Here is a 12,539-nt window from a genome sequence, read left to right on the forward strand (position 1 = left end):
CCACCGGGTTTCAACATATTTACACTGCATGTCTGCATCACGACTTCTAACTCTTCCTGCCATGCTCGCCCTGAGCGGGCTGTGCTATGGACAGATGGCCCCCGCCCCCGGCTGTGACAGCAACCCCCACCCGATCGTTGGCGAGTTACCCGCCGACCTGCCGGAATATTATCGCCACTGGAATTGGTTGCCCAACGACTACCTGGCACCCAACCAGCGCTGCGAAACGGCCCCCGGCTGCGAGGGTCGCTTTGTTGAACCCAGGCGGGACTGGCCCGGCGCCGATACCGACCCCATTGATGCCCCCCTGAATGTTTCCGCCGGCACCATTGAATCGGTCGGTCCCAAAGCCACCATGACCGGCGAGGTTGAGCTGCGCAAAGGCAGTCTCAGTCTGGACGCAGGCTACGCCCAATACGACCGCGCCAACAGCACCGTGGTGCTGCGCGACAATGTGGTGCTGCGCCAGCCCGGTGTGCTGCTGCGAGGCCAGTACGCCAAGATCGACACCAATCGCGGCCTGGGTGAACTTGAGCAGGCGGAAATCCTCGCCTATGACGCTGGCGCCAGAGGCGCCGCCGGACGTATCGCCCGCCCCGATGCCACCAGTTTTTTGCTGGAGCAGGCCAGTTACACCCAGTGCACCCCGGACAAGGAAACCTGGTCCCTCCACGCCGATGAAATTCGCCTCGATTACGAGAGCGGGCGTGGCGTTGCCCGGGACACCGTGGTGCGCATTTACGATATTCCGGTGTTCTACACCCCCTACCTGAATTTCCCGGTGGACGATCGCCGGGCCACCGGCTTTCTGTTTCCCACCTTTGGTGTGGCCGATGGCAGTCTCGACATCTCGGTGCCCTACTACATCAATCTGGCACCCAACTACGACTTAACACTGGCGCCGCGCTTTATCGAGCAGCGCGGCGAAGCGCTGGAAACCGAGTTCCGCTACCTCAACCCTTACAGCGAGTGGGAAATCAATACCGGCTACCTGGCCAATGACCAGAAAGAAGATATCGACCGCTGGCTGCTCGGGGTTAACGAGCAGGGCTTTATCAACGACGAGTGGGAAACCGAGATCGACTTCACCCGGGTCAGCGACGAGGATTACTTTACCGATCTGGGGCTGGCCAACCTCGCCGTGAAGCGCAGCACCCACCTCAACCAACAGGCTGCCATGCACTATCGCGCCAACAACTGGCACGGCACCGTTGAAGTACAGCGCTACCAAACCATCGCCGCGGTGGACGACCCTTACCAGAAACTGCCGCAACTTGGCCTGACCTATGTGTCGCCGGCAAAGAACTTTGCCCTCGAGCCCAGCCTGGAAGTTGAGTACACCGAATTTGACCACCGGGACAGCATCGCTGACGGCGGCACCAACGTGACTGGCCAACGCCTCTATGGCGCCGCCGGTGTCAGCCTGCCCATGCGCTGGCGCTGGGGCTTTATCGAGCCCGCCTATAAGAGCCGTCATGTGGCCTACGACCTGGAGGATGCCAGCAGCGCCGGCCTCGAAGAGAACCCCGCCGCCAGCAGCGCCCAGTTCACGCTGGACGCCGGCATGTATTTTGAGCGGCCACTGAATTTTCAGGAGCAAGCCTGGACCCAGACGCTGGAACCTCGGGTGTTCTATCGCTACTCGGAATACGAAGACCAGAGCGACCAGCCGGATTTCGACAGCTCCGCCCTCACCTTCACCTACCAGCAACTATTCCGCGACACCCGCTTTACCGGCCACGACAGGCTCGACGACGCCGACCAGGTGGCAGTCGGGGTGAGCAGCCGCTTCATCAACAACGACGTGGGCCGGGAGATGCTGACCGTCAGCGTGGGCCAGCTCTACTACTTTAACGATGGCCGGGTACAGCTCCCGGGCGACGAAGAGCGCCGCAGCAGCAACTCAGACCTGGCCACTCAGGTGCGTTTCCTGCCCCACGATAACCATTGGTTCAGCACCGACATGCTGCTCGATGCCCGCCAGGGGATGATTAATCAGAGCAATCTGAGCTACCATCTGCGCAGCGACGAAGGCGTCCTGTTTAACGTGGGCTACACCTTCCGCCGTGAGGGCAACCAATTTGGCGGTCTGGAGTCAGACATTCGCCAGGCAGACGCGTCATTGAGTTTGCCCATTAATAATCAATGGAAAGTCTTCGCGAAAACCCAATACGACTTTGAAAACAGTCGACCAGTGGAAAACCTGGTGGGTGCCGAGTACCAGAACTGCTGTTGGCTGGTCAGGATGGTCTACCAGCAGGCGCTGGAACCTGACGATGTGCTAGGGTCTAATAGCCCCACCACCGGGCGCACCGAACGCGACTCCGCATTTTTGGTGGAATTTCAATTAAAGGGCCTGGGCGGTCTGGGAACAGCCGTAACCAGCGCGCTTGAGGAAAGTATTTTTGGTTACCAATCTGATGAATAACATGCGCTTAACTCAAATTTTACTGGCTGGCTTGCTGGTGGTGTCCGCCGTTGTCGCCCGTGCAGATGTGCAATGGTTGGACCGTATCGCGGCCATTGTCGACGATGACGTGATCCTCACCAGCGAGCTGAATCACCGGCTGGATACCATCAAGACCAACATTGCCCGAGCCGGCCAGAGCGCCCCCCCGGATGAACAACTGCGCAAAGAAGTGCTCGACCTGTTAATTCTGGAAAGCATTCAACTACAGATGGCCAATCGCGTCGGCCTGCGAATTGAAGACGAAGAACTGAACCAGGCCGTCACCCGCATCGCCGCCCAAAACAAAATGACCCTGGAGCAGTTCCGTCAGGCATTGATCTCCAGCGGCACCTCCTACCTCGAGCTGCGCGAGCAGGTACGCCGGGAAATGCTGATTCAGCGAGTCCAAGCCGGGAATGTGAATCAACGCATCCAGATCACCGAGCAGGAAGTGGCGAATTACCTCGAATCCGAAGAGGGCCAGTCCCGCACTTCGCCAGATTACCGCCTGGCACACGTACTGATTCCGGTCGCCTCCGACGCCACCGATGGCCAACGTCAAGAAGCGCTGCAGAAAGCCCGTAAAGTGGCCGACGCCCTGCGTAACGGCGCCAGCTACGACAAACTGCCCTTCGCCGATGTCAGCGGAAGCGACCTGGGCTGGCGTAAACAAAACGATTTGCCCGGTCTGTTCGCCGATGTGGCGCCCAAACTGCGCGACGGCCAGGTGGCTGACCCGCTGCAAAGCGCCAGTGGCTACCACGTGGTGAAAATGCTGGGCAGCCGCGGTGTTAATGAGCTGGTAGACCAGACCAAGGTCCGCCACATTCTGCTCAAGCCCTCAGCCATTCGCGACGAAGCGGCGACTCGCCAGCTCGCCGCGGACCTGAGAGCCCGGGTGCAAAATGGCGAGTCCTTTGCCGACCTGGCAAAGAAATTCTCTGAAGATATCGGCTCTGCCCAAGAGGGCGGCAGTCTTGGCTGGACCTCTCCCGGTCAGCTGGTGCCCCAGTTTGAACAGGCCATGGACAACACACCGGTGGGCAAAATCAGCGAGCCGGTAGAATCGCCCTACGGCTGGCACATCATCATGGTGGAAGACCGCCGCCGGGAAGACATGACCGATAGGTTGCGCGAGCAGCTGGCACGGCGCGCCCTGCATGATCGTAAATTTGATCAGGAACTGGAGAGCTGGCTGCGCAAAATCCGCAGCGAGGCCTTTGTCGACGAAAAAATTTAATGACCCCCAGGCTCGCCATCACCCCCGGTGAACCTGCAGGCATCGGTCCCGAATTGCTCGTTCAGCTGGCCCAGCAAGACTGGCCCGCTGAGCTGGTGGCCGTTGCCGACCCCGATCTCTTAGCCCAGCGCGCGGCGGCGCTCAAGCTGCCGCTGCAGTGCAGCCCGGCCGATTTTAGCGCCGCCCCCATCCCCCATCGCCAGGGTCACATCAGATGCTTGCCGGTGAAACTGGCCACTGCGTCCCTGCCGGGACAGCTGACCGCGGCCAATGCGCACTACGTACTCGCTACCCTGACCCAGGCCACTGATGCCTGTCTGGCAGGCCACTGCCACGGGCTGGTCACCGGGCCAGTGCAAAAATCCGTCATCAATGATGCCGGCATTGCCTTCAGCGGCCACACCGAGTTTCTGGCCCAGCGCTGCGGGGTAGACAAAGTGGTAATGATGTTAGCCACCGAGCAGCTTCGGGTCGCCCTGGTGACCACCCATCTGCCGCTGAGTGCCGTGCCCACGGCCATCACCCGGGACACGCTGCTGGAAGTCTGCCACATTCTGCAGGGCAGCCTGCAGCAGCAGTTTGGCCTGAGCGAGCCGCGGGTTATGGTGCTGGGGCTCAATCCCCATGCCGGCGAAGGCGGCCATATGGGCAGAGAGGAGATCGACACCATCTCCCCCTGCCTTGAGGAGCTGCGCGACCAGGGTTGGCACTTCAGTGGACCCTACCCCGCCGACACCGCCTTTCAACCCAAATACCTCGACCAATGTGACGCGGTGTTAGCTATGTATCACGACCAGGGCCTGCCCGTGCTGAAATATCAAGGCTTTGGCCGGGCCGTTAATATCACCCTCGGCTTGCCGATTATCCGGACCTCGGTCGACCATGGCACCGCGCTCGACCTGGCCGGCAAGGGCAGCGCCGATACCGGCAGTTTTGAAGTTGCGATTCGCACCGCTATTTCGATGGCCACTGCCAAGGCAGGAAGGGGCCACTAATGGAAACCAAACACCGGGCCAGAAAACGCTTTGGCCAGAACTTTCTTCACGACCAGGGGATCATCCGCCGCATCGTCTCTGCCATCTACCCCCGAGAGGGTCAGCGGCTGCTGGAGATCGGGCCGGGACAAGGGGCCATCACGGAGTTGCTGCTGGAATCGGGTTGCGAACTGTCAGTTATTGAGCTGGACCGGGATCTGGTACCGATCCTCGAGGAGAAATTCTCCCACCTGAGCCACTTTCACCTCTACCAGGGCGATGCCCTGAAATTTGATATCCAAGCACTGGCGGGCAAGGACCGACTTCGGGTAGTGGGCAATCTGCCTTACAACATTTCCACCCCGCTGATTTTCCATTTGCTGTCCCAGCAAGGCGGTATTGCAGATATGCACTTTATGCTGCAGAAAGAAGTCGTCGAGCGCTTGGCCGCCGAGACCGGCAGCAAGGCCTACGGCCGCCTGGGCATCATGGCACAGTATTATTGCCAGGTGGAAAACCTGTTTGAAGTGCCGCCGGAGTGCTTTTCCCCTCGGCCCAAGGTGCAATCGGCCATCGTCCGCTTAACGCCCCACACCGAATTACCCCACCCCGCAAACAGCGTTGACACCCTGCAGCAGGTCCTGCGCAGCGCCTTTAATCAACGCCGCAAAACCCTGCGCAACAACCTGAAAGAGTTGATCAGCAGCGAGGCCCTGGAAGACCTCGGTATTGATCCGGGGCTGCGCCCGGAAAAGCTCGCCCTGGCGGAATTTGTTACCATCGCCAATCACCTGACCGCCGGTCAGTAACGCCACTTTCAACAGCCGACACCGAGACCCCATGCCAGATCGAACCGTCAGCATCACTGTCGAAACCGAATATCTTGCGGAGCAGTCCGAGCCAAAAAGTCACCGCTTCGCCTTTGCCTACACCATTACCATCGCCAATAGCGGCGATGAAGCGGTGCGTCTGCTCAACCGCCACTGGATTATCACTGACGGCAACAATGAGGTGCAGGAGGTTCACGGCGAGGGTGTGGTCGGCAAACAACCGCTGATCGAGCCTGGCGAGTCCTTTCGCTACACCTCCGGCGCCGTCATTAGCACCGCCGTTGGCACCATGGAAGGCAGCTACGAAATGATCAGCGCCTCCGGCCGCCCCTTCATTGCCCCCATTGGGGTGTTTTCCCTGGCCCAACCCTCGGCGCTGCACTAGTGCGCCGCTTTGCCGTTGGCGATTTACAGGGCTGCCTTGCGCCCCTGCAAGCCTTGCTGGAAACGGTCGCATTCAATCCCGATCGCGATCAACTCTGGCTGGTCGGCGACCTGGTCAACCGCGGGCCCGACTCCCTGGATACCCTGCGTTTTCTCTATCGCATCCGCGACAGCCTGAGAATCACCCTCGGCAATCACGACCTCCACACCCTGGCCCTGGCCAGAGGCGCCACCGAACGCGGTCGCCACTCCACCCTACAGGCACTGCTGGCCGCCCCGGATCTACCAGAACTGGTGGACTGGCTGCGCCACCAACCGCTTGCCTATCGCCCCGCCGAGGGCGACTACCTGATGAGCCACGCCGGTATTCCCCATATCTGGAGCAGCGACCAGGCCCTGGCCCTGAGCCGCGAACTGGAGGCCACCTTACAAGGACCGGGGCTGGATGACTTTCTTCGAGATATGTACGGCAATGAGCCCGCACAGTGGGACGACAATTTGCGCGGTGTCGCCCGCCTGCGCTGCATCACCAATTACTTTACCCGCATGCGCTTGACCGGCAGTCAGGGCGAGCTGGAATTTGACTACAAAGATACCGGCGACAACCTGCCCGACGGCTATCGGCCCTGGTTTGAGTGGGCACCCCATTCACCCCGACGTGAAAAGCTCATTTTTGGACATTGGGCAGCACTGCAGGGCAACACCGGACGTGACGAGGTGATCGGCCTCGACACCGGTTGCGTGTGGGGCAATTGCATGACGATGCTGAACTTGGAGACTGGAGAGCGGGTTTCCCAGCCCTGCCGGAGGGGGTAGGTTTTTGCGGCTTCGCCGCAGGATCGTGTTCGCGTTGGTATACGGTTTTGTCGGTGGGCTATGGCGCCCTGTCGGGTTATCTTCATTTTCTGAAAGCATTTTTTCGCCTTGCTGGGCGAAACAGCTACTTTCCGCCAGAAACAAAACCCAACAGCGTGCCAGCAACCAAACCTAAAACACCAACACCACCAAGGTGAATATCACCTCATCCATCAAGTCCACAATTCAATCCCAAGCCCCCCAACCCACAATACCCCTGCGGATTCTTATCCAAATACTGCTGATGATAAGGCTCGGCATAATAAAACGGCCCCGCCGCCACAATTTCGGTGGTGATCGCTGGCAGGCGGGATTTCTTCTCAGCCAGCACCCGCTGAAACACTTCCCGCGAGGCCTGTGCCTCGGCAAGCTGGTCATCACCAAAACAATAGATGCCGGAGCGATACTGGGTGCCCACGTCATAGCCCTGGCTCATGCCTTCAGTGGGGTTGTGGCTTTCCCAGAACACTTTCAAAAGGGTGGCAAAGCTGACTTTGGCAGGGTCGAAGACCACCAACACCACTTCATTGTGACCGGTCGCCCCTGAACACACTTCTTCGTATTTCGGGTTGGGGGTATAACCGCCGCTATAGCCCACCGCCGTGGTGTAAACGCCATCCACCTGCCAGAATTTGCGCTCAGCCCCCCAGAAGCAGCCCATTCCGAATAACACCTGTTCCATCCCCTCAGGGAAGGGCGGCGCCATTGAGGTTCCAAGTACCGTGTGCTGACCCGGTTTGGTGATGGGCACTTCCCGTCCCGGCAAGGCCTCTTCCGGGCTGGGCATCAGCGCCGATTTGCGATAACGATCTAGCACGCTCATAGCTGCTCCTTATTAGGTCGGTAACCAACAAGCGAATGACGGCAATTTTGCTCGCCGTACTATGCCTCCTTTTAAAGGCAAAAAGCCAGCCTGCCCCCGCCCCTCGGGAGGCTCGGGGCAAGCCCCCTGAAAATGTGGATAAGCCCTTAGTTTATAAGTAAAAATTCGAGGTCCTTATTTGCCAACTTTAGGGTTGCTATTTAGAACAAAAAACGTTTAAATCGCCGCTTCTTTCACCCCTGCGGAGGATTTATGCTAAATGAAAAGCTTGGATCTCATGCCTCAGTTGGAGGCCAGTGCGGCTAGCTGCACCCCGATTAGCCAATCGGACGAAAATCTGGACCACTTCATTATTCGTGACGGCGTTGCATTTGCCGGCACGCATCTGATCATCGACCTGTGGGGCGCTTCTCACCTCGATGACATCCCCCGTATGGAACAAGCCTTTTTGGACTGTGTGCGCGAGTGCGGTGCAACCCTGCTGCATATTCACATGCACCACTTCACTCCCAATGGTGGCATCTCTGGTGTTGCTGTGCTGGCGGAATCCCATATCAGCGTACACACCTGGCCCGAGCGCGACTATGCTGCCTTTGATGTCTTCATGTGTGGCGACGCCAAACCCGAGCTTGCCGTCGGTATTCTGCAAAAGGCATTTAACCCTTCCCGGGTAGAGGTTGGTGAAAACCTGCGCGGGAACATGGGTAATGTCTGAGTGGTTTAACGAAACCCTCCACCACGGATATCACCAGGGCTTCGAAGTTGCTGAGATCTTGTTCGAGAACAAGACTGAGCATCAGCACCTGGTGATTTTCGAGTCGACCAGCTTTGGTCGGGTAATGGCGCTGGATGGCATTATTCAGACTACCGAGCGGGATGAGTTCATCTATCACGAGATGCTCGCCCACGTCCCCCTGTTTGCCCATGGCCAAGCCAAAGATGTGTTGATCATTGGCGGTGGCGACGGCGGCCTGCTGCGAGAAGTCCTCAAACACCAGGGTGTTGAACGCGCAGTGCAGGTTGAAATCGACCAAGCTGTTATCGACATGTGCGTGCAATACCTGCCGCGTCACTCGGCCGGCGCTTACGATAACCCGCGCGCGGAAATTGTGATCGGCGATGGCATCGAGTATGTCGCCAGCACCGAGCGCAAGTTCGACGTCATTCTGTCTGACAGCACTGACCCCATCGGCCCCGGCGAGGTACTGTTCACCTCGCCATTCTATGAGGGCATCAAGCGCTGCCTGAAACCCGGTGGCGTGTTCGCGGCGCAAAATGGCGTCGCCTTTATGCAACCCGATGAAGTCAGCACCACCCAAAAGCGGCTGTCGCCTTTCTTTGCCGACACCCGCTTCTTCGCCGCCGCGGTGCCCACCTATATCGGTGGCATCATGACTTTTGCCTGGGCAAGCGATAACAACACGTTATGGCAGACTCCCCAGGCAACCCTGGCCGCCCGCTATCAGGACAGCGGCATAAAAACCCGCTATTACAATCCGGCGTTGCATGCCGGCTGTTTTGCGCTGCCCCAGTACCTGATCGATAGTCTGGATTGACCCAGACCCAATCAACCGTGCGACATTTTCTCAGCCCGCCCCATCCTGATGGGGCGGGCTTTTTTTGGCTGAAATCGCCGATCAAACTGAATTTGCAGCGGTGTCGGGTTTTCGATGTCAGTCTGGCGGGGTACTATCTTGCAAAATCCAACTACCCAGTACGAAAAACCTGGCGTTGCCTGGGCCTGAAGCCGCCCATTGGCCAACCGCCCTGCCAGGTTTTTGACTACGCTACATTCAGCAACATTCGCTGGTCATATATTTTCGTCATCATGGGCAAAATAGTCAGTGCAAACTGATGACCAGACATTGTTTAATCCGCTGCGGCGCTATTTGCGAGTAACGATATGAAATTTCGCTTTCCTGTTGTCATCATCGACGAAGATTTTCGCTCGGAGAATATCTCCGGCTCGGGCATTCGCGATCTGGCCGATGCCATCAGCAGCCAGGGCCTTGAGGTGGTCGGCTTTACCAGCTACGGCGACCTGACCGCCTTTGCCCAGCAAGCCAGCCGGGCTTCCTGCTTTATCCTGTCGATTGACGATGAAGAGTTCAGCGATGACGAGGAATCGGCCAGCCAAACCCTGGCCGCCATCGGCGAATTTATGAAAGCCGTCCGCCAGCGCAACACCGATATCCCGGTGTTTCTGTATGGTGAAACCCGGACCTCAAGCCATATCCCCAACGAAATTTTGCGGGAGCTGCACGGCTTTATTCACATGTTTGAGGACACACCGGAATTTGTCGCTCGCCACATCATTCGCGAGGCCAACAAGTACCTGGACTCCCTGGCGCCACCCTTCTTCCGCGCGTTGATGGGCTACGCCAGCGACTCATCCTATTCATGGCACTGCCCCGGTCACTCCGGCGGCGTCGCCTTTCTGAAAAGCCCCGTCGGCCAGATGTTTCACCAGTTTTTTGGCGAAAACCTGCTCCGCGCCGATGTGTGCAATGCGGTCGAAGAGCTGGGTCAGCTGCTGGACCACACCGGGCCAGTCAGCGCCAGTGAGCACAACGCCGCCCGTATTTTTGGCTGCGACCATCTGTTCTTTGTCACCAACGGCACGTCCACCTCCAACAAGGTGGTCTGGCATTCGGTGGTCGCCCCCGGCGATATCGTGGTGGTGGATCGCAACTGCCACAAATCGATTCTGCACAGCATCATTATGACCGGGGCGATTCCGGTGTTTCTGATGCCCACCCGCAACCACTATGGCATTATCGGCCCGATTCCAAAAAGTGAGTTCGATCCCGAAGCGATTCGCCAGAAGATCGAACAACATCCCTTTGCCCGTGACGCCAAAGAGAAAAAGCCGCGCATTCTGACCATTACCCAGAGCACCTACGACGGCATCGTTTACAACGTCGAAGAGATCAAAGACATCCTCGATGCCAGCATCGACACCCTGCACTTTGACGAAGCCTGGCTGCCCCACGCCGCCTTCCACCCGTTTTACGAAAATATGCACGCCATTGGCAGCGGTCGCCCGCGCTCTGAAGACACCCTGGTGTTTGCCACCCAGTCCACCCATAAACTGCTGGCGGGCTTATCCCAAGCCTCCCAGATTCTGGTGCAGGACAGCGAGAAGCGAAAACTCGATACCCATCGCTTTAACGAATCCTATCTGATGCATTCCTCCACCAGCCCCCAGTACGCCATCATCGCCTCCTGCGACGTCGCTGCGGCGATGATGGACCCGCCAGGAGGCACCGCACTGGTGGAAGAATCCATCGAGGAGGCCCTCAACTTCCGCCGCGCCATGCGCAAAGTCGATGCCGACTACGGCAGCGACTGGTGGTTTAAAGTCTGGGGGCCTGAGGTGCTCAGCGAAGAAGGCATTGGCGACCGGGACGACTGGGTCATTCACTCGGATGACAGCTGGCACGGCTTTGGCAAAATCGATTCGGGCTTCAACATGCTCGACCCGATTAAAGCCACCATTATCACCCCGGGGCTCGACGTTGACGGCAACTTCGACAGCTACGGCATCCCGGCATCGATTGTCAGCAAGTACCTGGCTGAGCACGGCATCATAATCGAAAAAACCGGGCTGTATTCCTTTTTCATTATGTTCACCATCGGCATCACCAAGGGGCGTTGGAACTCCATGGTGACCGAGCTGCAGCAGTTCAAGGACGACTACGACCAGAACCTGCCGCTGTGGCGGGTTATGCCCGAGTTTGCCAACAAGTATCCCCAGTACGAAAAGGTGGGGCTGCGCGACCTCTGTAACGGCATTCACAGTGTCTACAAGGAATACAACCTGGCCCGCATCACCACCGAGATGTACCTGTCCAATATCGAGCCGGCGATGATTCCCGCCGACGCCTGGGCAAAAATGTCCCACCGTCAGGTTGAGCGGGTGCCCATCGACGAGCTGGAAGGTCGGGTCACCGCCATGCTGGTGACCCCCTACCCGCCCGGCATTCCGCTGCTAATCCCGGGCGAGCGTTTCAACAAGACCATTGTTCGCTATCTGCAGTTTGTTCGCGACTTCAACGCCCGCTTCCCCGGCTTCGAAACCGACTGCCACGGGCTGGTGAAAGAGAAGGTCGGCAACGAGTACCACTACTTTGTTGACGCTGTCATCGACGATTGTTGACCGCACGTCCATCCGGGCGGATGATGCATCGTCATCTGCCTGGATTCGCCACATGGCCCACTGCCTCGCTGCGTTTGCTCAGTCCATTGTGACTCACCCCACCGTTAGCCGACTTCTCCGGGGCGCGCTCGGCTCGGTGCTAGCCGCGCTGTTTGTTGGGCTGGTCGGCTGCCAGGTTCCTGAACTGGCTCTGCCCCAAACATTTCTAGCCCACTCTACGGTGTACCCGGTAAAGGGTCGCTACGGTTTTCTGCTAAAGCAGCAGCTTAGTTTCGGCCCCTATCGCAGCGGTATCATTGATCGGGACTGGCAGAGCAGCCAGCAGTGGAAGGTCGGCGGCTACGAGATGAGCAGCGCAGAAGGTGGCTATCGCTTCGTGTTAAGCGGCGGCGCCACCCCCAATCGCATTGCCTGCTTTCAGCAAGCCAGCCTCGAAGCGCTGGATTTTGATCATCGGCCCGATGAGGACTTCAGCTGGATCATCGACAGCCAGCAGCGCTTCAGCTGCGCCATAAGCACCGCCGACGGACAAGAATATCTGCTGCTGATTAGCGATTTTAATAATGAGGCCAAGGCCGAGGGGATACTTTACAGCAGCGACGGCAACAGTTATCTGGTCAGCAGCAGCCGTGAGGCCGCGGGCCATCAGTGGCCCATTGATGGCATGGGCTATATCATTCGCCAGGGTCGGCAGGTTGTGGCAGCAGTGGAAAATATTAACGCTGGGCGCGTCTGGCTACTCCAAGAGCTGCCCGAGGACCACGCCCTGTTGCTCGCCTCGACGGCGGCGGCTCTGTTGCTGTACCAGGAATTGGAGCTCTAGCT

The 12,539-nt window shown here is 58.5% G+C and carries 11 protein-coding genes; 10 read left to right on the top strand and 1 reads right to left on the bottom strand.

Features of this window, described 5'->3' with window-relative positions; translation table 11 throughout:
* The first annotated feature begins 94 nt into the window (after positions 1-94).
* Genes NCG89_RS03700 through NCG89_RS03725 form a run of 6 tightly spaced genes read left to right on the top strand, consistent with a single transcriptional unit; the run spans position 95 to position 6,693 of the window.
* Positions 95-2,428 (top strand): LPS-assembly protein LptD, encoded by a 2,334-nt coding sequence (locus NCG89_RS03700; RefSeq protein WP_251088427.1) that lies wholly within the window; start codon positions 95-97, stop codon positions 2,426-2,428.
* A gap of 1 nt (position 2,429) precedes the next feature.
* Positions 2,430-3,689, top strand: a complete 1,260-nt coding sequence (locus NCG89_RS03705) for a peptidylprolyl isomerase (protein WP_251088428.1) — start codon at positions 2,430-2,432, stop codon at positions 3,687-3,689.
* Positions 3,689-4,684 (top strand): 4-hydroxythreonine-4-phosphate dehydrogenase PdxA, encoded by a 996-nt coding sequence (pdxA, locus tag NCG89_RS03710; protein ID WP_251088429.1) that lies wholly within the window; start codon positions 3,689-3,691, stop codon positions 4,682-4,684. The genes NCG89_RS03705 and pdxA overlap by 1 nt, the downstream gene beginning before the upstream one ends.
* Complete coding sequence (gene rsmA / locus NCG89_RS03715; RefSeq protein WP_251088430.1) at positions 4,684-5,472, top strand: 16S rRNA (adenine(1518)-N(6)/adenine(1519)-N(6))-dimethyltransferase RsmA; 789 nt, start codon at positions 4,684-4,686, stop codon at positions 5,470-5,472. Before pdxA ends, rsmA begins: the two co-directional genes overlap by 1 nt.
* Positions 5,473-5,503: 31 nt before the next feature.
* Entirely contained in the window at positions 5,504-5,878 is a 375-nt protein-coding gene (gene apaG / locus NCG89_RS03720; protein ID WP_251088431.1) for a Co2+/Mg2+ efflux protein ApaG, read from the top strand.
* The gene (locus NCG89_RS03725) at positions 5,878-6,693 is read left to right on the top strand and encodes a symmetrical bis(5'-nucleosyl)-tetraphosphatase (protein ID WP_251088432.1); all 816 of its coding nucleotides are present in this window, start codon (positions 5,878-5,880) and stop codon (positions 6,691-6,693) included. The genes apaG and NCG89_RS03725 overlap by 1 nt, the downstream gene beginning before the upstream one ends.
* A gap of 205 nt (positions 6,694-6,898) precedes the next feature.
* On the opposite strand, the gene msrA is transcribed toward NCG89_RS03725, so the two are convergent.
* Entirely contained in the window at positions 6,899-7,555 is a 657-nt protein-coding gene (msrA, locus tag NCG89_RS03730) for a peptide-methionine (S)-S-oxide reductase MsrA (RefSeq protein WP_251088433.1), read from the bottom strand.
* A 259-nt stretch (positions 7,556-7,814) separates the two neighbouring features.
* On the opposite strand from msrA, the gene speD reads away from it, so the two are divergent.
* From speD to NCG89_RS03750, 4 genes are all read left to right on the top strand, one after another.
* Positions 7,815-8,270, top strand: coding sequence for an adenosylmethionine decarboxylase (speD, locus tag NCG89_RS03735; RefSeq protein ID WP_251088434.1), 456 nt, complete (start codon positions 7,815-7,817; stop codon positions 8,268-8,270).
* Positions 8,263-9,111, top strand: coding sequence for a polyamine aminopropyltransferase (gene speE / locus NCG89_RS03740; protein WP_251088435.1), 849 nt, complete (start codon positions 8,263-8,265; stop codon positions 9,109-9,111). The genes speD and speE overlap by 8 nt, the downstream gene beginning before the upstream one ends.
* 347 nt (positions 9,112-9,458) lie before the next feature.
* Entirely contained in the window at positions 9,459-11,714 is a 2,256-nt protein-coding gene (locus NCG89_RS03745; protein WP_251088436.1) for an arginine/lysine/ornithine decarboxylase, read from the top strand.
* Positions 11,686-12,537, top strand: coding sequence for a hypothetical protein (locus NCG89_RS03750; RefSeq protein ID WP_251088437.1), 852 nt, complete (start codon positions 11,686-11,688; stop codon positions 12,535-12,537). The genes NCG89_RS03745 and NCG89_RS03750 overlap by 29 nt, the downstream gene beginning before the upstream one ends.
* The last annotated feature ends 2 nt before the right edge of the window (positions 12,538-12,539 follow it).

The sequence above is a fragment of the Spongiibacter taiwanensis genome (genome assembly GCF_023702635.1).
In the GTDB taxonomy this organism is placed as follows: domain Bacteria; phylum Pseudomonadota; class Gammaproteobacteria; order Pseudomonadales; family Spongiibacteraceae; genus Spongiibacter; species Spongiibacter taiwanensis.

What these genes read in the sequence shown, in the direction of transcription:
- speD (WP_251088434.1), top strand. Translation starts at nt 7,815, where the DNA reads ATGAAAAGCTTGGATCTCATGCCTCAGTTGGAGGCCAGTGCGGCTAGC.
- NCG89_RS03700 (WP_251088427.1), top strand. Translation starts at nt 95, where the DNA reads ATGGCCCCCGCCCCCGGCTGTGACAGCAACCCCCACCCGATCGTTGGC.
- speE (WP_251088435.1), top strand. Translation starts at nt 8,263, where the DNA reads ATGTCTGAGTGGTTTAACGAAACCCTCCACCACGGATATCACCAGGGC.
- rsmA (WP_251088430.1), top strand. Translation starts at nt 4,684, where the DNA reads ATGGAAACCAAACACCGGGCCAGAAAACGCTTTGGCCAGAACTTTCTT.
- apaG (WP_251088431.1), top strand. Translation starts at nt 5,504, where the DNA reads ATGCCAGATCGAACCGTCAGCATCACTGTCGAAACCGAATATCTTGCG.
- NCG89_RS03745 (WP_251088436.1), top strand. Translation starts at nt 9,459, where the DNA reads ATGAAATTTCGCTTTCCTGTTGTCATCATCGACGAAGATTTTCGCTCG.
- NCG89_RS03705 (WP_251088428.1), top strand. Translation starts at nt 2,430, where the DNA reads ATGCGCTTAACTCAAATTTTACTGGCTGGCTTGCTGGTGGTGTCCGCC.
- msrA (WP_251088433.1), bottom strand. Translation starts at nt 7,555, where the DNA reads ATGAGCGTGCTAGATCGTTATCGCAAATCGGCGCTGATGCCCAGCCCG.
- pdxA (WP_251088429.1), top strand. Translation starts at nt 3,689, where the DNA reads ATGACCCCCAGGCTCGCCATCACCCCCGGTGAACCTGCAGGCATCGGT.